We start from the raw sequence: 21074 nt of genomic DNA, 5'->3' as shown, positions 1-21074 counted from the left end.
CCGACCGAACCGTAACGGAACCCATGCAGACCGCAGACATCCGCAACCGCTGGCTCGACTTCTTCGGGAGCCGCGGCCACACCGTGGTCCCCTCCGCCTCCCTCGTGAGCGAGGACCCGAGCCTCCTCTTCACCGTCGCCGGCATGGTGCCGTTCGTGCCCTACCTCACCGGAGTGGTCCCCGCGCCCTACCCGCGTGCCACCAGCGTGCAGAAGTGCATCCGCACCAACGACATCGAGGAGGTCGGCAAGACGCCTCGTCACGGCACCTTCTTCCAGATGAACGGCAACTTCTCCTTCGGCGACTACTTCAAGGAGGGGGCGATCGGCTACGCCTGGGAGCTGCTCACCGGCGCCGAGAGCGACGGGGGACTGGGCTTCGACGAGAAGGACCTCTGGGTCACCGTCTACAAGGACGACGACGAGGCGATCGCGCTCTGGAAGACGATCGCGGGACTGCCGGACGAGCGCATCCAGCGCCTGGACAAGGACACCAACTACTGGTCGACCGGCCAGCCCGGCCCCGCGGGCCCCTGCTCCGAGATCTTCTTCGACCGCGGCCCCGCCTACGGGATCGACGGCGGCCCGGCGACGGACGACGACCGCTACGTCGAGATCTGGAACCTCGTCTTCATGCAGTACCTCCGCGGCGAGGGCACGAGCAAGGTCGACTTCGACATCCTCGGCGAGCTGCCGCGCAAGAACATCGACACCGGCATGGGCCTCGAGCGCGTCGCCTTCCTCAAGCAGGGCGTCGAGAACATGTACGAGATCGACCAGGTCCGTCCGGTCCTCGATCGCGCCGCCGAGCTCTCGGGCCGCCGCTACGGAGCCGTCCACGAGGACGACGTCCGCATGCGCGTCATCGCCGACCACGTGCGCTCCTCGCTGATGCTGCTGTCGGACGGCGTGACGCCGTCCAACGAGGGGCGCGGCTACATCCTCCGCCGCCTGATGCGCCGCACGGTGCGCGCCATGCGCCTGCTCGGAGTGGACACCGCGACGTTCCCCGAGCTCTTCGCCGCCTCGCGCGACGCGATGGCGTCGGCCTACCCCGAGGTGTCCACGGAGTTCGAGCGCCTCTCGACCAGCGCCTACGGCGAGGAGGAGGCGTTCCTGCGCACCCTCGCGGCCGGCACCGAGATCCTCGACCTCGCGGTCCTGAAGACGAAGAAGGCCGAGTCGCCGACGCTGCCGGGCGACACCGCGTTCCTCCTGCACGACACCTTCGGGTTCCCGATCGACCTCACCCTCGAGATCGCCGAGGAGTCGGGTCTGACGGTCGACCGCGAGGCGTTCGATTCCCTCATGACCGCGCAGCGCACGCGTGCGAAGGCCGACGCGAAGTCGAAGAAGTCGGCGCTGGCCGATCTCTCGGTCTACGCCGACTTCCGCGCCCACGGCGAGACGCTGTTCACCGGCTACGACGTGCTCGACACCGAGACGCGCATCCTCGGCCTCATCGTCGGCGGGCACTCCGTCACGAAGGCGGTCGCGGGCGACATCGCCGAGGTGATCCTCGAGGCGACCAGCCTCTACGCGGAGTCGGGCGGCCAGGAGGCCGACGCCGGCCGCATCGTCGGCTCCGGCTTCGATCTCGAGGTCCTCGACGTGCAGAAGCCCGTCAAGGGGCTCATCAGCCACAAGGTCCAGGTCGCCAGCGGCGAGGTCGGAGTGGGCGACGCCGCCACCTCCGTCGTCGACCGCGACTGGCGCCGGGGCGCCACGCAGGCGCACTCGGGCACGCACCTCATCCACGCCGCGCTGCGCCAGGTGCTCGGTCCGCAGGCGCACCAGTCCGGCTCCTACAACAAGGCGGGCTACCTGCGCCTGGACTTCTCGTGGAACCAGGCCCTCTCGCTCGAGACCCGCAGCGAGATCGAGGAGATCGCCAACACGGCGATCCGTGACAACCTCGAGGTCGTCACGCGCGAGCTCCCGATCGACGAGGCGAAGGCGCTCGGCGCGATGGCCCTCTTCGGCGAGAAGTACGGCGACGTCGTCCGCGTGGTCGACATCGGCGGGCCCTGGTCGCGCGAGCTCTGCGCGGGCACCCACGTCGGGCGGTCGTCCGAGGTCGGCGTGATCAGCCTGGTCAGCGAGTCCTCGGTCGGATCGACCAACCGCCGCGTCGAGTCGCTCGTGGGCCGCGAGGCCTTCCAGGAGCTCGCCGCCGAGCGCGCCCTCGTCAGCACGATCTCGTCCTCGCTGAAGACCCCGCGCGAGCAGCTCCCCGAGCGGATCGGCGAGCTCGTCGCGAGCCTCAAGGCCGCTGAGAAGCGGATCGCCGCGTTCGAGGCCAAGGCCCTCGCCGACCGGGTGCCCGCCCTCGCCGCGACCCGCCGCACCGTGGGCGGCACGACCGTCGTCGCCGAGAGCATCGGCTCCGCCGGATCGACCGACGAGCTGCGCTCCCTCGTGACCTCCGTCCGCGAGCGGCTCGGCCAGGAGCCGGCCGTCGTCGCGCTCGCCGCCGACGTCTCGGGCAAGCCCGCGGTGATCGTCGCCACCAACCAGGCCGCCCGCGACCAGGGCCGCCGCGCGGGTGCGCTCGCCAGGCGCGCCGCCGGGATCCTCGGTGGCGGCGGAGGCGGCAAGGACGACCTCGCCCAGGGCGGCGGCTCCGACGTCTCCGCCATCGGCGCGGCGCTCGAGGCCGTGGTGCAGGAAGCGACCAGCTGAATGAGCCGGTTCGGCGTCCGGCTCGGCATCGATGTGGGCCGTGCCCGCATCGGGGTCGCCCGCTGCGACGCCGACGGCCTGCTCGCGGTGCCCGTCGAGACGGTCGCGCGGGCGGGCACTGACGGCGGATCCTCGGACGTCTCCCGGATCGCTCACCTCGCCGCCGAGTACGATGCCCAGGCGATCATCGTCGGACTGCCGTTGTCGCTGTCGGGGGCCGAGACGGCCTCGACGGAGGACGCGCGCGGATTCGCTCGACTGCTCGCCGAGGCGGTGCCCACCGCTCCGGTGCGGCTCGTCGACGAGCGGCTGTCGACGGTCACCGCTCAGAGCGCCCTGCACCGCTCCGGACGCACCACCCGCGGCTCCCGAGCCGTGATCGACCAGGTCGCCGCCGTGGTGATCCTGCAGCACGCCATCGATTCCGAGCGCTCGGCCGGCACCCCGGCCGGAGTCCTGCTCGAACCGAACGAAGGACCTCCCCGTGACCGACGTCCCCCCGAGCCGCCGCGACGCCCGCGCCGCCGAGCAGGCGCAGCCGACTCCGCCCGACCCGACTCCGGAGCAGCAGCCCGCGCCGACTGAGGCGCACGATCCGCTGGGCCGCCTCTTCACCGGGCCCGACGTGCCCGAGCCCCGCGGCCGCGACGACGCGGCCGCGTTCGACCCGGACGCGCGCCCGAAGCGTCGCCGCGCGGCTCGCGCGACGGGCGGCGCGAGGAAGCGCCGCAGCCGCCGCGGGCTCATCGGCGGGCTTCTGGCCTTCGGCGTCTTCGCCGCGCTCGTCGCCATCGCAGTCACGATCTTCCTCGAGCCCGTGCGCGGCCTGTTCGCCGAGCCCGAGCCGACCGACTTCACCGGCACCGGCTCGAGCGAGGTGCTGTTCACGATCCACCAGGGCGACGGCGGCAGCGACATCGCCAACAACCTCGTCTCGGACGGGGTCATCAAGTCGTACGACCCCTTCTACGACCTGCTCCTCGCCCAGAGCCCGGAGCCCGTCTTCCAGCCCGGCGCGTACTCGCTCAAGGCCGAGATGAGCGCCAAGGCCGCACTGTCGGCGCTGCTCGACTCCGAGTCGACGCGCCTCGCGAACACCTTCGTCATCCCCGAGGGGACGGCGCTCAAGGAGGCGCTGCCGCTCATCGCGGACGGCACCGGGGTCGCGCTGACGGACCTCGAGGCGGCCGCCGCCGACTGGGGCTCGTTCGGGCTCCCGGCCGGGGCGACGAGCCTCGAGGGGTTCCTGTTCCCCGCGACCTACGACATCGACCCGTCGACGCCGGCGCACGACATCCTGAAGACCCTGGTCGACCGGATGTACCAGTCGCTCGACCAGGCCGGCGTGCCGGTGGACGACCGCTACCGCGTCGTGGTGTTCGCGTCCCTCGTGCAGCGCGAGGCCCGCGTCGCCGAGGACTTCCCGAAGGTCGCGCGCGTGTTTCAGAACCGCCTCGACCAGGGGTGGCGCCTGCAGTCGGACGCGACCGTGGCGTACGGCACCGGCGCGACCGACCGCGTCTCGACCACGGACGCCGAGCGGAACGACGCCGGCAACGTCTACAACACCTACCAGCGCGACGGCCTGCCGCCCGCGCCGATCTCGAACCCGGGCGACGTGGCGATCGACGCGGTCATGCACCCCGCGGACGGCACCTGGATGTACTTCGTCACGGTGAACCTCGAGACGGGCGAGACGGTCTACTCCACCACCGACGCCGAGCACAACGCGGCCGTCGACCAGTGGCAGGCCTGGATGCGGGACCACCCGGAGTACCAGTGACGGCCGCCGGGTACCGCCTCGCGGTCCTCGGCGCGCCGATCGCGCACTCGAAGTCGCCCGCGCTGCACGCGGCCGCGTACCGGGTGCTCGGACTCGACTGGAGCTACCGCGCCGTCGAGACGACGGAGGCGACCCTCTCCGACGTCGTGTCCGGTGAGCCCTGGCACGGCCTGTCGCTGACCATGCCGCTCAAGCACGCGGTGCGCCCGCTGCTGGCGGAGGAGGACGCGGTCGCCCGGGCCACCGGCGCGGTCAACACCGTGCTGGTCGACCGCTCCGGCCCGGCACCCCGCCTCCGCGGGTTTAACACCGACGTCGCGGGCATCGTGCGCGCCCTCGCCGAGGCGGGCGTCGTCTCGGCGGAGCGCGTCCAGGTGCTCGGCGGGGGAGCGACCGCCGCCTCCGCCCTGGCCGCCGCCGCCGAGCTGGGCGCGACGCGGGTCGACCTCGTCCTGCGGACGGCGTCGAGGGCCGTCGAGCTCGCTCCGATCGCGGAGTCGCTCGGCGTCCCGCTCTCTGTCCGCTCCTTCGCCGACTGGTCCACCGGAGCGCCGCTGGTGATCTCGACGCTCCCCGGCGGAGCGGCGGACGGCCTCGACGTGCCCGACGCGGCGGTCGCGGGCTCGACCCTGTTCGACGTGGCGTACTCCCCGTGGCCGAGCGCGCTCGCCCGGCGCTGGGAGCAGGGCGGCTCCCCGATCGTCTCCGGGCTCGGGATGCTGCTCCACCAGGCACTCGTGCAGGTGCGGATCTTCGTCGGCGGCGACCCCTCCCTGCCTCTCGATCGCGAGGACGAGGTGCTCGCGGCGATGCGCCGAGCCGTCTCGGCGGGTCCGGCGCACTGACCTCGTGTGCCAGAATCGGAGGATGCTCCGTTGGCTCACGGCCGGGGAATCCCACGGTCCCGAACTCGTCGCCGTCCTCGAAGGACTGCCGGCGGGGGTCCCCGTCTCCCTCGACGACATCCGCGCCGATCTGGCGCGCCGGAAGCTCGGCTACGGCCGCGGAGCCCGGATGAACTTCGAGCAGGACGAGCTGACGATCTCCTCCGGCGTCCGGCACGGAGCGACGATGGGCAGCCCCATCGCCCTGCGCATCGGCAACACGGAGTGGCCGCGCTGGGTCGACGTCATGTCGGCGGAGCCCCGCGACCCCGAGAGCCTGCCCAAGGGCCGCGGCGCCGCGCTCACCCGGCCCCGCCCGGGCCACGCCGACCTCGTCGGGATGCAGAAGTACGGCTTCCCCGAGTCCCGCAACGTGCTCGAGCGCGCCTCCGCCCGCGAGACCGCGGCCCGCGTCGCCCTCGGCGCCGTCGCCCGCCGCTTCCTCGGCGAGCTCGGCGTCTCGCTCGTCAGCCACACCCTCGCCATCGGGCCGGTCCGCGTGCCCGAGGGCTCGCCGCTGCCCGGCCCGGCCGACGTCGCCGCCCTGGACGCGGATCCGCTGCGCTGCCACGACGCCGCGACCAGCGCCCTCATGGTCGCCGAGGTGGACCGCGCCCACGACGACGGCGACACCCTCGGCGGCGTGGTCGAGGTCCTTGCGTACGATCTCCCGCCCGGACTCGGCTCCTACGTGCACTGGGACCGTCGTCTCGACTCCCAGCTCGCGGCGGCCCTGATGGGGATCCAGGCGATCAAGGGCGTCGAGGTCGGCGACGGCTTCCTCACCACCACCCGCCGCGGCTCGGAGGCGCACGACGAGCTGTTCCAGTCCGCCGCCGGGATCTCCCGGTCCAGCGACCGGGCCGGCGGCACCGAGGGCGGGATGAGCACGGGGACCGTGCTGCGGGTCCGCGCCGGCATGAAGCCGATCGCGACCGTGCCGCACGCGCTGCGCACCGTCGACGTCGCCACCGGCGAGGCGGCCGGCGCTCACCACCAGCGCTCCGACGTCTGCGCGGTGCCGGCGTCCGGTGTCGTCGCGGAGGCGATGGTCGCCCTGGTGCTCGCGAACGCCGTGCTCGAGAAGTTCGGCGGCGACAGCGTCACCGAGACCCGCCGCAACCTGCAGGGCTACCTCGCCGCCATCCCCGACGAGCTCCGCACGGCCGCCGCGAGCGACCCGGGTCTCGGGCTCGCCTGATGGCCGCGTCCTCGGCGGCCCGCTGATGGCGGGTCACGATACCGGCGCGGCCCGCGCCCGCCTCGTCCTGATCGGCCCGATGGGCGCCGGCAAGACGACGATCGGCAAGCGGGTCGCGAAGGCGCTGAGCGCCGGGTTCGTCGACTCCGACGCGGAGTTCGTGCGCACCCACGGCCCGATCGCCCCCTACTTCGACGCCCACGGCGAGCCGGCCTTCCGCCGGGAGGAGCGCCGTGTCGTCGAGCGCGCCGTCCGTCGCGACGTGGTGCTGAGCCTCGGCGGGGGAGCGGTGCTCGATCCCGCGACGCGCGCCGACCTCGCGGACGTGCCCGTCGTGCTCCTCACCACCACGGCCGAGGCCGTCCGCGACCGGCTCGGCTCCGGCTCCCGCCCGCTGGTGCGCGGCGGGGTCGGCGACTGGGTCCGCATCTTCGACGAGCGGCGCCCGGTCTACGAGTCCCTCGCGGACACCGTGGTCGACACCTCCCGGCGGCCGATCACCCTGATCGCCGCCGAGATCGCGGAGTGGGTGCGCGCGCAGCGCCCCTCCGCCACCCCTGCACCATCGGACCCGGCGGCCACGAGCCGCCCGAGCGGAAGACAGTCATGAACGACGGCACCACCGCCATCCCCGTCGCCGGAGAGAACGGCTACGACATCCACGTCGGGCGCGGACTCCTCGACGGCCTCGCCGACGCGATCGGCCCCCGGGCCGCGAAGGTGCTCATCGTGCACCCGCCGACCCTCGCGGTCCTCGCCGCCGAGATCCGCGAGAGCCTGCTCGAGTGCTACGAGGTGCTGCTCGCCGAGGTCCCGGACGCCGAGGCCGCGAAGCGCGTGGAGGTGGCGGCCTTCTGCTGGCAGGTGATGGGGCAGTCGGACTTCACCCGCACGGATGTGGTCGTCGGCTTCGGCGGCGGCGCGATCACCGACCTGGCCGGCTTCGTCGCCGCCACCTGGCTCCGCGGGGTCGAGCTGGTGCAGGTGCCGACCACCGTGCTCGGGATGGTCGACGCGGCCGTCGGGGGGAAGACCGGCATCAACACGGCCGAGGGCAAGAACCTCGTCGGCGCCTTCCACGCGCCGCGGGCGGTCGTCGCCGACCTCGACGTGCTGACCAGCCTCCCGCGCAACGAGATCCTGGCCGGCTTCGGCGAGATCGTGAAGTACGGGATGATCGCCGAGCCGCGCATCCTCGACATCATCGAGTCCGACATCGACCTGGCCACGGACCCGACGTCGGAGGAGTTCCGCAGCCTGGTCGAACTGTCGATCGGGATCAAGGCGCGGGTCGTCGGCGAGGACTTCACCGAGAAGGGCCTGCGCGAGATCCTGAACTACGGGCACACCCTCGGGCACGCGGTCGAGCACGCCGAGCGCTACCAGTGGCGCCACGGCGCGGCCGTCTCCGTCGGGATGATGTTCGCGGCCGAGCTCTCGCGCCTGACCGGATCGCTCAGCGACGCGGTCGTGGACCGCCAGCGCCGGGTCCTCGAGTCGCTGACCCTGCCGACGAGCTACCCGCTCGGACGGTGGGAGACGCTCCTCGCCGCGATGCAGCGCGACAAGAAGACCCGTGCGGGGATGCTCCGCTTCGTGGTCCTCGACGACATCGCCCGCCCGAGCATCCTGCAGGGGCCGGAGACGTCGCTGCTGTTCGCGGCGTACCAGGAGATCGGATCGTAGGTCCGGCTCGGCTGAGCCCGGGCGGCGCCGTTGGGGCGATTCGCATGCGGCGTCCAGACTCCTCTGCCGACGGGGCCGCGTCGACTACACTCGACGGGTCAGCCGGACCGGCCGATATCGCCGCGCCCGCGTACCGGGCTCGCCGGCGCAGACTTCCACCGAAACGGATCCCCCTTCGCATGGCCTCTACCACCGACATCAAGAACGGCACCGTCCTCAGCATCGACGGCCAGCTCTGGAACGTCATCGACTTCCAGCACGTCAAGCCGGGCAAGGGCGGCGCCTTCGTCCGCACCAAGATGAAGAACGTCCTCACGGGCAAGGTCGTCGACAAGACCTTCAACGCGGGCGCCAAGATCGACACGGCCAACGTCGACCGCCGCGACTTCCAGTACCTCTACCGAGACGGCGCGGACTTCGTGTTCATGGACACCAGCGACTACGACCAGATCACCGTCCCCGAGGCGGTCGTCGGCGACGCGGCGAACTTCATGCTCGAGAACCAGAACGTGACCCTCGCCCTGCACGACGGCGACCCGCTCTACATCGACCTCCCCGCCTCGGTCGTCCTCGAGATCACCTACACGGAGCCGGGCCTCCAGGGCGACCGCTCGACCGGCGGCACCAAGCCCGCGACGGTCGAGACCGGCTACCAGATCCAGGTCCCGCTCTTCCTCGAGCAGGGCACGAAGGTCAAGGTCGACACCCGCACGGGCGACTACCTCGGCCGCGTCAGCTGAGCCGGGCCTCCCGTGAGTGCTCGCACGAAGGCGCGCAAGCGCGCCCTCGACATCCTCTACAACGCCGACGTCCGGCAGATCAGCTTCGCCCAGTCGCTGCGCGCCGAGGCCGAGCGAGCGGCGAACGAGCCGGCCCGTGAGGCCTCGTGGCTCTACGCCCGCGAGATCGTCGACGGGGTCATCGACCACGCCGACGAGATCGACGAGATGATCGCCCGGCTCGCCCAGGGCTGGACACTCTCGCGCATGCCGCTGGTCGACCGCGCGATCCTCCGGATCGGGGTGTGGGAGATCCTGCACAACGACGCGGTGCCCGACGGCGTCGCCATCTCGGAGGCCGTCGAGGCCGCCACGTCGCTGTCGACCGACGACTCGGCGGGCTTCATCAACGGGCTCCTCGCCTCCGTCGCGGAGTCCCGCACGACGGCCTGACCCGCCCCGGAGACCTGCTCGGCCCGCCGGATCCCCGTGATCGGGCGGGCCGAAGTCGTTCCCGGGCTGCCCGTCCGGCGGGCCGCGTGACGGCCCCTATACTCGACACGGCTTTTCCTTTAACAGCCGTCCTGTGAGGCGGGGAAGGAGGTCGGTGTGACGGCACGAATCGTGCTCAACGGCGCTGACATCACGCGAGCGCTCACGCGCATCGCCCACGAGATCCTCGAGTCGAACCGCGGCCCCGAGTCGCTGGTCGTCCTCGGCATCCCGACGCGCGGCGTCGCCCTCGCGAGGCGCATCGCCGAGACGATCGCGCGGATCGAGCCGGACGGTCCCCCCGTCTTCGCCGGCTCCCTCGACGTGACCATGTACCGCGACGACCTCTCCCGGCACCCGGTCCGCACCCCCGCGCGCACCGCCGTCCCCGCGAGCATCGACGGCCGGACCGTGGTCCTCGTCGACGACGTCCTCTTCTCGGGCCGCACCATCCGCGCCGCCCTGGACGCCCTCAGCGACATCGGCCGTCCGCGAGCCGTGCGGCTGGCCGCGCTGGTCGACCGCGGACACCGCGAGCTCCCGATCCGGGCGGACTTCGTCGGCAAGAACCTGCCGAGTAGCCTGAGCGAGCGGATCAACGTCCGGCTCGTCGAGACGGACGGTGAGGACCTGGTCGCGATCGAGTCGCAGGCCACCGGCGAGGAGACGGCTCCGTGAAGCACCTGCTCTCGACCCGGGACCTCGACCGCGCGAGCGCGATCGCACTCCTCGACATCGCCGAGGACATGGCGGACGTGCAGAACCGCGAGGTCAAGAAGCTGCCGACCCTGCGCGGGAAGACCGTGGTCAATCTCTTCTTCGAGGACTCCACCCGCACGCGGATCTCGTTCGAGGCGGCGGCGAAGCGGCTCTCGGCCGACGTCATCAACTTCAGCGCGAAGGGCTCCAGCGTCTCCAAGGGCGAGAGCCTGAAGGACACCGCGCAGACGCTCGCCGCGATGGGCGCCGACGGCGTGGTCATCCGCCACAGCGCCTCCGGAGCCCCCGCAGTTCTGGCGGCGAGCGGCTGGATCGACGCGTCGATCCTCAACGCCGGTGACGGGACCCACGAGCACCCGACCCAGGCGCTCCTGGACGCGTTCACCATCCGCCGGCGCCTGCACGGCGCCTCCGCGTCCCGCGGCAAGAGCCTCGACGGCGTCGCGGTCACGATCGTGGGCGACGTCCTGCACTCGCGGGTGGCGCGCTCGAACGTCTGGCTGCTGACGGCGCTGGGCGCCGAGGTGACCCTGGTCGCACCGCCGACCCTCGTGCCGGTCGACACGCGCGACTGGCCCGCGACCATCCGCTTCGATCTGGACGAGGCGATCGACACCGGGCTCCCCGACGTCGTGATGCTCCTGCGCATCCAGCTCGAGCGGATGTCGAGCGGGTTCTTCCCCAACGGCCGGGAGTACGCGCGGATCTGGGGCCTCGACGACGAGCGGCTCGCCCGGCTGGGTCCCGATACCATCGTCATGCACCCCGGACCCATGAACAGGGGCGTCGAGATCTCCTCGGCGGCCGCCGATTCGAGCCGCTCCACGGTGCTCGAACAGGTCACGAACGGAGTGTCCGTCCGGATGGCCGCGCTCTACCTGCTGCTGTCCGGCGAACGGGAGGTCCACTGATGAGCACTGCCCAGCCGCTTCAGAGCACGGCGCCGGAGCGGATCCTGATCTCGGGAGCGACGCTCGCCGACGAGTCGACCGCCGACCTGCTGATCGATGGGGGCGTGATCGTCGAGATCGGCGCCGACCTCGACTCGCGCGGGGCCCGCGTGATCGACGCCGACGGCCTGCTGGCGCTGCCCGGCCTGGTCGACCTGCACACGCACCTGCGCGAGCCGGGGTTCGAGCAGAGCGAGACGATCCTCACCGGCACGCGAGCTGCGGCCGCCGGAGGCTTCACCGCCGTCTTCGCGATGGCGAACACCTCGCCGGTGCAGGACACCGCGGGCGTGGTCGAGCAGGTGCAGAGCCTGGGCGAGGACGCCGGCTACGCGACGGTCCGCCCGATCGGCGCGGTGACCGTGGGTCTGGCGGGGGAGTCGCTCGCCGAGCTCGGCGCGATGGCCCGCAGCCGCGCGGCCGTGCGGGTCTTCTCGGACGACGGGAAGTGCGTCTCGGACGCGCTGCTGATGCGCCGCGCTCTCGAGTACGTCAAGGCGTTCGACGGAGTCGTCGCCCAGCACGCGCAGGAGCCGCGGCTCACCGTCGGCGCGCAGATGAACGAGGGCGCCGTCTCCAGCGCCCTCGGCCTGCAGGGCTGGCCCGCCGTGGCCGAGGAGGCGATCATCGCCCGCGACGTGCTCCTCGCCGAGCACGTGGGCTCCCGCCTGCACGTCTGCCACGTCTCGACCGCGGGCTCGGTCGACGTCATCCGCTGGGCGAAGGCCCGGGGGATCGACGTGACCGCCGAGGTCACCCCCCACCACCTGCTCCTCACCGAGCAGGCCGTCGCCGGCCAGGACGGGCCGAGCTACGACGCCCGCTTCAAGGTGAACCCGCCGCTGCGCCGCGACGAGGACGTGCTCGCCCTCCGCGAGGCCCTCGCCGACGGCACCATCGACATCGTCGCCACCGACCACGCGCCGCACCCGGTCGAGGCGAAGGACTGCGAGTGGGACGCCGCGGCGTTCGGCATGGTCGGCCTCGAGAGCGCGCTGAGCGTGGTGCACGCCGCCGTCGTCGAGGACGGGCGGATGAGCTGGTCCGACGTCGCGCGCGTGCTCTCCTCCGCCCCCGCCCGCATCGGCCGGCTCGACGGCTACGACCGCGGCCTCGCCGTCGGGGCCGCCGCGAACGTCGTGCTCTACGACCCGGAGGCGCGACGCCGCTTCTCCGTCGAGGACCTGCGCGGCCGCAGCGGCAACTCCCCGTACCTCGGTCGCGAGCTGCCGGGCCGCGTCGTCGCCACCCTCCACCGGGGCTTCCCGACCGTGCTGGACGGCGAGCTCGTCGACGCGGCGGTCGTCGCCGCCTCCGCGAAGGCCTCCCGTGGATAGGGCCGCGATCACGATCGTCATCGCCGCGGTCGTCGTCCTCGTCTTCGTCGGCATGCTGCTCTCCTGGCGCGCGCGGCGCCGCCGCTCGGCCGCCCTCGCGCCGGAGCCCGTGCCCGCGTCCTCGCTGGGCGCCGAGGTCGAGCGCGTCGACCTCCCGTACGTGGCCACGACCCGCTTCGAGCAGCCGCTCGAGCGCGTCGTGCTGCCGGGGCTCGGCTTCCGCGGCAACGCTGTGCTGCGCCTCCACGAGCGCGGCGTCGTGATCGCCCCCGTCGGCGAGCGCGAGACGGTGATCCCGGCCTCCCTCCTGCGCGGAGCGGGCCAGGGCAGCTACGTGATCGACCGCGTCGTCGAGGAGGGCGGCCTGCTCGTGATCTCCTGGTCGCCCCGCGGCGACGAGACCGTCGACAGCTACCTCCGCGTGGCCGAGCCCGCCCTCCGGGCGCACCTGGTCGCCGAGCTGCAGCGCCTCGCCGGCCCCCGTTCCTCCCCCTCCCACCCCGGAGCCGCCGACGGCGGCCCCGACACGACCCAGAAGGGCTCCTAGTCCGTGCCAACGACACGCCTCAGCACCGAACCCACCGCCGTCCTCGTCCTCGAGGACGGACGACGATTCCGGGGACAGGCCTACGGCGCCCGAGGCCGCACCCTGGGCGAGATCGTCTTCGCCACCGGCATGACCGGCTACCAGGAGACGCTGACCGACCCGAGCTACGCCGGCCAGATCGTCGTGCAGACCGCGCCCCACATCGGCAACACCGGGACCAACGACGAGGACATGGAGTCGCGCCGCATCTGGGTCGCCGGCTACGTCGTCCGCGACCCCTCCCGCGTCGTCTCCAACTTCCGCGCGCAGCGCTCCCTCGGCGACGACCTGGAGACCGACGGCATCGTCGGGATCTCCGGCGTCGACACCCGGGCGATCACCCGCCACATCCGCTCGGCCGGCTCGATGCGCGCCGGCGTGTTCTCCGGCGAGGACCTCGCCCTCCCCGAGGAGGAGCAGCTCGCGCTGGTCCTCGGCGGCCGGCAGATGCAGGGGCTCAACCTCTCCTCCTCGGTCTCGACCGACGAGCAGTACACGGTGCCCGCCCGCGGCGAGCGCGTCGGCTCGGTCGCGGTCATCGACCTGGGGGTGAAGACCTCGACGGTCAACTACCTCGCGGAGCGCGGCTTCGACGTCCACGTGCTGCCCGAGTCGGTGACCGCCGAGCAGGTGCTCGCGCTCGACCCGTCCGCGCTCTTCTTCTCCAACGGCCCCGGCGACCCCGAGGCCTCGGACCGCCACGTCGAGCTGCTGCGCACCACCCTGCGCGCCGACCTGCCGTTCTTCGGCATCTGCTTCGGCAACCAGCTGCTGGGGCGCGCTCTCGGCTTCGGCACCTACAAGCTCCCGTTCGGCCACCGCGGGATCAACCAGCCCGTGCTCGACAAGCTCACCGGCCGCGTGGAGATCACCTCGCAGAACCACGGGTTCGCCGTGGACGCGCCGATCGAGGGCGAGCTGGACTCGCCCGAGGGCTTCGGCCGCGTCGAGGTCAGCCACTACTCCCTCAACGACTCGGTCGTGGAGGGCCTGCGCTGCCTCGACATCCCCGCCTTCTCGGTGCAGTACCACCCGGAGGCGGCGGCCGGCCCGCACGACTCCAACCACCTCTTCGACCGCTTCCGCGAGATGGTCGTGCAGCGCACGGCCGGGCGCGGGGCCTCGGAGCCCACCGACATCCCCACGACCAGCAGCATCGGAGAGCAGAAGTAATGCCGCGCAGGGAAGACATCCAGAGCGTCCTGGTCATCGGCTCCGGCCCGATCGTCATCGGACAGGCCGTCGAGTTCGACTACTCCGGCACCCAGGCCTGCCGCGTGCTGCGCGCCGAGGGGGTGCGCGTGATCCTCGTCAACTCCAACCCGGCGACGATCATGACCGATCCCGACTTCGCCGACGCCACCTACGTGGAGCCGATCACGCCCAAGGCGATCGAGGCGATCATCGCCAAGGAGAAGCCGGACGCGATCCTGCCGACCCTCGGCGGGCAGACGGCACTGAACGCGGCCATCCAGCTGCACGACCTCGGGATCCTCGAGAAGTACGGCGTCGAGCTCATCGGCGCGAGCTTCGAGGCGATCAACCGCGGCGAGGACCGGCAGATCTTCAAGCAGCTGGTGCTGGACGCGGGCGCCGACGTCGCGAAGTCCTACATCGCGCACACCGTCGACGAGGCGATCGAGTACGCCGAGGACCTGGGCTATCCCCTCGTCATCCGCCCGTCGTTCACCATGGGCGGCCTGGGCTCCGGCTTCGCCTACACCCGCGAGGAGCTGGTGCGGATGGTCGGCGACGGCCTGCACCAGAGCCCCACCACCGAGGTGCTCCTGGAGGAGTCGATCCTCGGCTGGAAGGAGTACGAGCTCGAGCTGATGCGCGACACGGCCGACAACACGGTCGTCGTCTGCTCGATCGAGAACGTCGACCCCGTCGGCGTGCACACGGGCGACTCGATCACCGTCGCACCGGCGCTGACCCTCACCGACCGCGAGTACCAGAAGCTGCGCGACATCGGCATCCGGATCATCCGCGACGTGGGCGTGGACACCGGCGGCTGCAACATCCAGTTCGCGATCGACCCGGCGGACGGCCGGATCATCGTGATCGAGATGAACCCGCGCGTCTCCCGCTCCTCCGCCCTCGCCTCCAAGGCGACCGGCTTCCCGATCGCCAAGATCGCCGCGAAGCTCGCCATCGGCTACCGCCTGGACGAGATCCCGAACGACATCACCAAGGTGACGCCGGCGAGCTTCGAGCCGACGCTGGACTACGTGGTCGTGAAGGTCCCGCGGTTCGCGTTCGAGAAGTTCCCGGCCGCCGACAAGACGCTGACCACGACCATGAAGTCGGTGGGCGAGGCGATGGCGATCGGCCGCAACTACGCGCAGGCGCTGCAGAAGGCGCTCCGCTCGCTCGAGAAGCGCGGCTCGTCGTTCCACTGGGGCGCGCAGGAGCGCTCGGTCGAGGAGCTCCTCGAGATCGCGAGGACCCCGACCGACGGCCGCATCGTCACCGTGCAGCAGGCGCTGCGCCTGGGAGCCACGGTCGAGCAGGCGTTCGAGTCCACGAAGATCGACCCCTGGTTCCTCGACCAGATCGTGCTGATCAACGAGATCGCCGACCTGGTGCGCGAGCACGACGGCCTCGACGCCGGACTCCTCCGCCTGGCGAAGGACCACGGCTTCTCGGACGCGCAGATCGCCGAGCTCCGCGGGCTCGACGAGGCGGAGGTCCGCCGCACCCGCTACGCGCTGGACGTGCGCCCGGTCTACAAGACCGTCGACACCTGCGCGGGCGAGTTCCCGGCGCTCACGCCGTACCACTACTCCTCGTACGACGAGGAGACGGAGGTCGTCGCCGCCGACCGCCGCAAGGTCGTCATCCTGGGCTCCGGCCCCAACCGCATCGGCCAGGGGGTCGAGTTCGACTACTCCTGCGTGCACGCCTCGTTCGCGCTCTCGGACGCGGGCTTCGAGACGATCATGATCAACTGCAACCCCGAGACGGTCTCGACCGACTACGACACCTCGGACCGCCTCTACTTCGAGCCGCTGACTCTCGAGGACGTGCTCGAGGTCATCCACGCGGAGTCGCAGTCCGGCGAGCTCGTCGGCGTCGTCGTGCAGCTGGGCGGCCAGACGGCGCTCGGGCTCGCCGCGGGCCTCGAGGCGGCCGGCGTGCCCATCCTCGGCACCACCCCCGCGAACATCGACCTCGCGGAGGAGCGCGGCGCGTTCTCGCGGATCCTCGACGAGGCGGGACTTCTCGCTCCGCGCAACGGCACCGCGACCGACCTCGACGGCGCCCGCGAGGTCGCGGTGGAGATCGGCTACCCGGTCCTCGTCCGTCCGTCGTTCGTCCTCGGCGGGCGCGGCATGGAGATCGTCTACGGCACGCCCCAGCTCGAGGACTACTTCGAGCGGATGGCCGGCGAGGGGATCATCGACGAGGCGCACCCGCTGCTGGTGGACCGCTTCCTCGACGACGCGATCGAGATCGACGTCGACGCGCTCTTCGACGGCGAGCAGCTCTACATCGGAGGAGTGATGGAGCACATCGAGGAGGCCGGCATCCACTCCGGCGACTCGGCGTGCACGCTCCCGCCGGTGACGCTCGGCCGCCGCCAGATCGACCAGGTGCGGGAGGCGACCCTCGCGATCGCGCAGGGCGTCGGCGTCCGAGGACTGCTGAACGTCCAGTTCGCGATCGGCCAGGGCGTGCTCTACGTGCTCGAGGCGAACCCCCGGGCCTCGCGCACCGTGCCGTTCGTGTCGAAGGCGCTGGGCATCCCGCTCGCGAAGGCCGCGTCGCGCCTGATGGTGGGCGAGACCATCGCCGCGCTGAAGGCCGAGGGCCTGCTGCCCGAGCGCGACGGCTCCGACGTCCCGATGGACTCTCCCATCGCGGTGAAGGAGGCGGTCCTGCCGTTCAAGCGCTTCCGCACCAAGGAGGGCCAGATCGTCGACTCGCTGCTCGGGCCCGAGATGCGCTCCACTGGCGAGGTCATGGGGATCGACCGCGACTTCCCGCGCGCCTTCGCGAAGAGCCAGGACGCCGCGTACGGCGGCATGCCGGCGAGCGGGACCGTCTTCATCTCGGTCGCCGACCGCGACAAGCGCTCGATCGTCCTGCCCGCGCTGCGCCTGCGTCAGCTCGGCTTCGACATCCTCGCGACCGAGGGCACGGCCGAGGTGCTGAACCGCAACGGGATCCAGGCCCGCGTGGTCCGCAAGTACAGCGAGACCGCCGAGGGCGACGCGCCCTCCATCGTCGAGCTGATCGCCCGCGACGAGGTCGACGTGGTGATCAACACGCCCAGCGGAGGAGCGACCCGCGCCGACGGCTACGAGATCCGCGCCGCTGCGGTCGCCGCGGACAAGCCGCTGTTCACCACGATCGCCCAGCTCGCGGCGGCGGTCGCCTCGCTCGACGCGGCGAACGAGCCCTTCGAGGTGACGAGCCTGCAGGACTACGCCCTGCGCCGCGCGGAGCGCACCGCGTGAGCGGCGGCGCGGCGGGCACCGCCTCCTTCGGCTCGCGCCTCGAGGCGGCGTTCGCCGCGCACGGCCGGCTCTGCGTCGGGATCGACCCGCACGCGTACCTGCTCGACGCGTGGGGCCTCGCCGACGACGCGGCCGGGCTCGAGAGCTTCGGCCGAACGGTCGTCGAGGCGGCGGCCGGCCGTGCGGGCGTGGTGAAGCCGCAGATCGCGTTCTTCGAGCGGCACGGCTCGGCGGGCTACGCCGCGCTCGAGCGCGTGCTCGCCGACGCCCGCGAGGCCGGACTGCTGGTGATCGCCGACGTCAAGCGCGGCGACATCGGCACGAGCGTCACCGCCTACGCCGAGGCGTGGCTCCGGCCCGGCTCGCCGCTCGAGGCGGACGCCATGACCGCGGCGGCCTACCAGGGGCTCGGCTCCCTCGAGGGGATGCTGACCCTCGCCGAGGAGGCGGGCAAGGGCGTGTTCGTCCTCGCAGCCACCTCCAACCCCGAGGCCCGCCCCGTGCAGCGCGCCCTCGTGCAGGACGGCGGCCGGGCGGGATCCACCGTGGCACGCGCGGTCGTGGCGGACGTGGCATCCTGGAACGACGCTCACGCTCGCGCGTCGATCGGCTCGATCGGCTCGGTCGGCGTGGTGCTCGGCGCCACTGTCGCCCTGGGCGACTTCGGCATCGGCATCGACGAGCCGCTGCACCCCGCACTTCCGGTGCTCGCGCCCGGCTTCGGCCACCAGGGCGCAGCCGTCGCGGACGCGCAGCGGCTGTTCGGCGCGCTGAGCGCCGCCACCATCGTCAGCGAGTCGCGCAGCGTGCTCGGCGCCGGCCCCTCGGGGATCGCGGCCGAGATCACCCGCCGCGCGACCGACATCCAGGAGACCCTTGTCCGCTGAAACCGTCAGCCCCGATCCCGGCGCCTCCTCGCGCCCGGAGGCCGTGCGCCGTCCCTCGCCGCCCGAGGTCGACCGGCGCGCCGCCTCCGAGGCCGCGATCGCGGCGCGCCGTGCCCGCGCCGCCGTCAAGAAGGCCGTCGCCGCCGGACGCCGCCCCGCGACCGCCGTGCTCGCGGCGGCCCAGGCCGAGCCGCTCGGAGTCGAGGGGCGGATGCGCGTCAGCGAGCTGCTCCGCGCCGTGCCCGCACTCGGCGTGGTGAAGACGCCCCGGGTGATGGACCAGCTGCGGATCGCCGAGTCGAAGCGCCTCGGCGGGCTCGGCCGGCGCCAGGTCGAGGGCCTGGCGTCGTTCCTCGAGGAGCGGGAGTCGCGGCAGCGCCGCCCCGGCCGCAACCGCCTGCTCGTCCTCGCCGGTCCGACCGCGGTCGGCAAGGGCACCGTGTCGACCTACATCCGCGAGAACTACCCGGACGTCCTGCTCTCGGTCTCGGCCACCACCCGGGCCCCGCGTCCGGGCGAGGTGGACGGCGTCAGCTACTACTTCGTCGACGACGCCGAGTTCGACCGGATGGTCGCGGCGGGGGAGTTCCTCGAGTACGCCGTCGTCCACAACGCTCACCGCTACGGCACGCCCCGCGGCCCCATCGACGCCGCGCTGGAGCAGGGCCGGCAGGTGATGCTCGAGATCGACATCCAGGGTGCCCGCCAGGTGCGCGAGCGGATGCCGGACGCGCGGCTGGTCTTCCTCCTGCCGCCGAGCTGGGACGAGCTGGTCCGCCGGCTGGTCGGCCGCGGCACCGAGAGCGCGGAGGAGCAGGAGCGCCGTCTGGCCACCGCGAAGGTGGAGCTGGCCGCGCAGGACGAGTTCGATTTCGCCGTCGTCAACAGCACCGTGCCCGAAGCGGCCCGCGAGGTCGTAGAATTGATGTCGCCTCGTGCCGACGGCGCGCCCGCTGACCCGGGCCGCTGACACCGGGCCACCGACCACCTCCGGGCCGACGCCCCGGGTCCCACCGGGCACACGCCCCTCGGAGCCCGCGCGCCGTGTTGCTCCGGAGCCGCAGATCGGCGCTGATGCGCCTGCAAGGAGACACCCATGGCCAACAACCTCGGCATCATCGACCCGCCCATCGACGAGCTCCTCTCGAAGGTCGACTCCAAGTACGCGCTGGTGATCTTCGCCTCCAAGCGCGCCCGCCAGATCAACGACTACTACGCCGACCTCCACGAGGGCAGCCTGTTCGACAACGTCGGCCCGCTGGTCGACTCCACCATCGACGACAAGCCCCTCTCGGTCGCACTGCACGAGATCAACGAGGACAAGCTCGTCGCCAAGCCCCTCGCCGAGTAGTCCCCTCCGGGTGGGCTCCTCTCTCGAGGCCGGCCGACGGCTCAACGTCGTCGTCGGCATCACCGGCGGCATCGCCGCGTACAAGGCCGTCGGAGTCGTCCGCGCGCTGGTCCTCGCGGAGCACGACGTGCACGTCGTCGCGACCGAGGCCGCGCTGCGCTTCGTCGGGAAGCCCACCCTCGAGGCCATCTCGCGGAACCCGGTGCACACCGAGCTCTACGAGGGCGTCGCCGAGGTCCGGCACGTGGCCATCGGCCAGGCCGCCGACCTCATCGTGATCGCGCCCGCGACGGCGCACACGCTCGCCAAACTCGCTGCCGGCCTCGCCGACGACCTGCTCGGCAACACGGTGCTCGCGAGCACCGCCCCGCTCGTGGTCGCCCCCGCGATGCACACCGAGATGTGGGCGAACGCCGCCACCGTCGCGAACACGGCGGTGCTCCGCTCCCGCGGCGTGCACGTCGTCGGCCCCGCGGTCGGCCGCCTCACCGGCGCCGACTCGGGCCCCGGCCGCATGGAGGAGCCCGAGACGATCGTGGCGGAGGCCCTCGCCGTCCACGCCCGCTCCGCCTCCGCCCGCCGCGACCTCGCGGGCGTGCGCGTCCTCGTGACCGCCGGCGGCACCCGCGAGCCCCTCGACCCGGTGCGCTTCGTCGGCAACCGCTCCAGCGGCAGGCAGGGCGTCGCGCTCGCGCTGGCCGCTGCGGCCCGGGGCGCGGAGGTCACCCTCCTCGCCGCGAACCTCGACGTGCCGGCGCCGGAGGGCGTCACGGTCCTCCCGGTGGGCACCGCGCTCGAGCTGCGCGAGGCCGCCCTCGCCGCGGCCCCCGGCGCGGACGTCGTGATCATGGCCGCGGCCGTCGCCGACTACCGGCCCGCCGCGGTCGCCGACGCGAAGATCAAGAAGGAGCAGCAGGGCGACCGTCTCGTCCTCGAGCTCGTCAAGAACCCGGACGTCCTCGCCGAGATCTCCGCCTCCCGGCGGGAGGGGCAGATCGTCGTCGGCTTCGCCGCGGAGACCGAGCCGGACCGGGACGCGATGCTCGCCCTCGGCCGCGCCAAGATCGCCCGGAAGGGCTGCGACCTGCTCGTCCTCAACAGGGTGGGCTGGGCCGAGGGTTTCCAGAGCGACAGCAACGCCGTCGTGGTCCTCGATCGGGCCGGCGATATAGTTGGCGAGGCCTCGGGCAGCAAGGCGGAGGTGGCCGATCGCGTCCTCGACGCGGTCGTGCGCTAGCCCCGCCGGTCCGCCCGCCCAGGCGCCGATCGCCTGCCGCCCGGCATCGCGCCCGCCAGGCCACTCCCGGTACGAACGACCCCGGTCCGCACGAGCC

18 protein-coding genes and 1 pseudogene are annotated in these 21074 nt (G+C 72.5%); all 19 read left to right on the top strand.

Annotated elements, in window-relative coordinates; genetic code table 11:
* Nucleotides 1–23: 23 nt before the first annotated feature.
* The gene (alaS, locus tag C5C54_RS05205; RefSeq protein ID WP_104261517.1) at nucleotides 24–2681 is read left to right on the top strand and encodes an alanine--tRNA ligase; all 2658 of its coding nucleotides are present in this window, start codon (nucleotides 24–26) and stop codon (nucleotides 2679–2681) included.
* Nucleotides 2682–3155, top strand: a pseudogene (gene ruvX, locus C5C54_RS05200) (Holliday junction resolvase RuvX); the annotation flags it as partial.
* A gap of 10 nt (nucleotides 3156–3165) precedes the next feature.
* Nucleotides 3166–4464: an endolytic transglycosylase MltG gene (mltG, locus tag C5C54_RS05195; RefSeq protein ID WP_104287926.1), complete on the top strand. Its 1299-nt coding sequence runs from the start codon at nucleotides 3166–3168 to the stop codon at nucleotides 4462–4464.
* On the top strand, nucleotides 4461–5309 hold the full coding sequence (locus tag C5C54_RS05190; protein ID WP_258063229.1) for a shikimate dehydrogenase: 849 nt from the start codon (nucleotides 4461–4463) through the stop codon (nucleotides 5307–5309). Before mltG ends, C5C54_RS05190 begins: the two co-directional genes overlap by 4 nt.
* A 22-nt stretch (nucleotides 5310–5331) precedes the next feature.
* Nucleotides 5332–6549 carry a chorismate synthase gene (gene aroC, locus C5C54_RS05185; protein WP_104251091.1) on the top strand — a complete coding sequence of 406 codons (1218 nt, stop codon included), beginning with the start codon at nucleotides 5332–5334 and terminating at the stop codon, nucleotides 6547–6549.
* A 25-nt stretch (nucleotides 6550–6574) separates the two neighbouring features.
* Nucleotides 6575–7159, top strand: coding sequence for a shikimate kinase (locus C5C54_RS05180; RefSeq protein WP_104225325.1), 585 nt, complete (start codon nucleotides 6575–6577; stop codon nucleotides 7157–7159).
* Entirely contained in the window at nucleotides 7156–8235 is a 1080-nt protein-coding gene (gene aroB / locus C5C54_RS05175) for a 3-dehydroquinate synthase (RefSeq protein WP_104287925.1), read from the top strand. Before C5C54_RS05180 ends, aroB begins: the two co-directional genes overlap by 4 nt.
* A gap of 179 nt (nucleotides 8236–8414) precedes the next feature.
* Entirely contained in the window at nucleotides 8415–8975 is a 561-nt protein-coding gene (efp, locus tag C5C54_RS05170; protein ID WP_068210208.1) for an elongation factor P, read from the top strand.
* Between the two features lie 12 nt (nucleotides 8976–8987).
* Nucleotides 8988–9407 (top strand): transcription antitermination factor NusB, encoded by a 420-nt coding sequence (gene nusB / locus C5C54_RS05165; RefSeq protein ID WP_104287924.1) that lies wholly within the window; start codon nucleotides 8988–8990, stop codon nucleotides 9405–9407.
* A gap of 156 nt (nucleotides 9408–9563) precedes the next feature.
* The gene (pyrR, locus tag C5C54_RS05160) at nucleotides 9564–10124 is read left to right on the top strand and encodes a bifunctional pyr operon transcriptional regulator/uracil phosphoribosyltransferase PyrR (protein ID WP_104224750.1); all 561 of its coding nucleotides are present in this window, start codon (nucleotides 9564–9566) and stop codon (nucleotides 10122–10124) included.
* Complete coding sequence (locus tag C5C54_RS05155; RefSeq protein WP_104224749.1) at nucleotides 10121–11077, top strand: aspartate carbamoyltransferase catalytic subunit; 957 nt, start codon at nucleotides 10121–10123, stop codon at nucleotides 11075–11077. The genes pyrR and C5C54_RS05155 overlap by 4 nt, the downstream gene beginning before the upstream one ends.
* Nucleotides 11077–12453: a dihydroorotase gene (locus C5C54_RS05150; RefSeq protein WP_104224748.1), complete on the top strand. Its 1377-nt coding sequence runs from the start codon at nucleotides 11077–11079 to the stop codon at nucleotides 12451–12453. Before C5C54_RS05155 ends, C5C54_RS05150 begins: the two co-directional genes overlap by 1 nt.
* The gene (locus C5C54_RS05145) at nucleotides 12446–13000 is read left to right on the top strand and encodes a hypothetical protein (protein ID WP_104255383.1); all 555 of its coding nucleotides are present in this window, start codon (nucleotides 12446–12448) and stop codon (nucleotides 12998–13000) included. Before C5C54_RS05150 ends, C5C54_RS05145 begins: the two co-directional genes overlap by 8 nt.
* A gap of 3 nt (nucleotides 13001–13003) precedes the next feature.
* The gene (gene carA / locus C5C54_RS05140) at nucleotides 13004–14212 is read left to right on the top strand and encodes a glutamine-hydrolyzing carbamoyl-phosphate synthase small subunit (RefSeq protein ID WP_104225321.1); all 1209 of its coding nucleotides are present in this window, start codon (nucleotides 13004–13006) and stop codon (nucleotides 14210–14212) included.
* Nucleotides 14212–17502, top strand: coding sequence for a carbamoyl-phosphate synthase large subunit (carB, locus tag C5C54_RS05135; RefSeq protein WP_104221829.1), 3291 nt, complete (start codon nucleotides 14212–14214; stop codon nucleotides 17500–17502). Before carA ends, carB begins: the two co-directional genes overlap by 1 nt.
* A complete protein-coding gene (pyrF, locus tag C5C54_RS05130) occupies nucleotides 17499–18389 on the top strand; it encodes an orotidine-5'-phosphate decarboxylase (RefSeq protein ID WP_104287923.1) in 891 nt (296 codons plus the stop codon). Before carB ends, pyrF begins: the two co-directional genes overlap by 4 nt.
* A gap of 43 nt (nucleotides 18390–18432) precedes the next feature.
* Nucleotides 18433–19359 (top strand): guanylate kinase, encoded by a 927-nt coding sequence (gene gmk, locus C5C54_RS05125; protein ID WP_104354723.1) that lies wholly within the window; start codon nucleotides 18433–18435, stop codon nucleotides 19357–19359.
* 126 nt (nucleotides 19360–19485) lie between these two features.
* Nucleotides 19486–19740 carry a DNA-directed RNA polymerase subunit omega gene (gene rpoZ, locus C5C54_RS05120; RefSeq protein ID WP_104221835.1) on the top strand — a complete coding sequence of 85 codons (255 nt, stop codon included), beginning with the start codon at nucleotides 19486–19488 and terminating at the stop codon, nucleotides 19738–19740.
* Nucleotides 19741–19750: 10 nt separating this feature from the next.
* Entirely contained in the window at nucleotides 19751–20977 is a 1227-nt protein-coding gene (gene coaBC, locus C5C54_RS05115) for a bifunctional phosphopantothenoylcysteine decarboxylase/phosphopantothenate--cysteine ligase CoaBC (RefSeq protein ID WP_104237507.1), read from the top strand.
* Nucleotides 20978–21074 lie beyond the last annotated feature (97 nt).

This window comes from Rathayibacter sp. AY1F2, from assembly GCF_002930885.1.
Classification (GTDB): Bacteria; Actinomycetota; Actinomycetes; order Actinomycetales; family Microbacteriaceae; genus Rathayibacter.
The sequence above is the reverse complement of the archived record's forward strand: the minus strand, read 5'-3'. Positions and strand labels throughout refer to the sequence as shown.

Excerpts from the sequence above, each read along its gene's own strand:
- aroB (WP_104287925.1), top strand. The coding sequence starts at position 7,156 with ATGAACGACGGCACCACCGCCATCCCCGTCGCCGGAGAGAACGGCTAC.
- C5C54_RS05150 (WP_104224748.1), top strand. The coding sequence starts at position 11,077 with ATGAGCACTGCCCAGCCGCTTCAGAGCACGGCGCCGGAGCGGATCCTG.
- carB (WP_104221829.1), top strand. The coding sequence starts at position 14,212 with ATGCCGCGCAGGGAAGACATCCAGAGCGTCCTGGTCATCGGCTCCGGC.
- efp (WP_068210208.1), top strand. The coding sequence starts at position 8,415 with ATGGCCTCTACCACCGACATCAAGAACGGCACCGTCCTCAGCATCGAC.
- rpoZ (WP_104221835.1), top strand. The coding sequence starts at position 19,486 with ATGGCCAACAACCTCGGCATCATCGACCCGCCCATCGACGAGCTCCTC.
- alaS (WP_104261517.1), top strand. The coding sequence starts at position 24 with ATGCAGACCGCAGACATCCGCAACCGCTGGCTCGACTTCTTCGGGAGC.
- C5C54_RS05180 (WP_104225325.1), top strand. The coding sequence starts at position 6,575 with ATGGCGGGTCACGATACCGGCGCGGCCCGCGCCCGCCTCGTCCTGATC.
- aroC (WP_104251091.1), top strand. The coding sequence starts at position 5,332 with ATGCTCCGTTGGCTCACGGCCGGGGAATCCCACGGTCCCGAACTCGTC.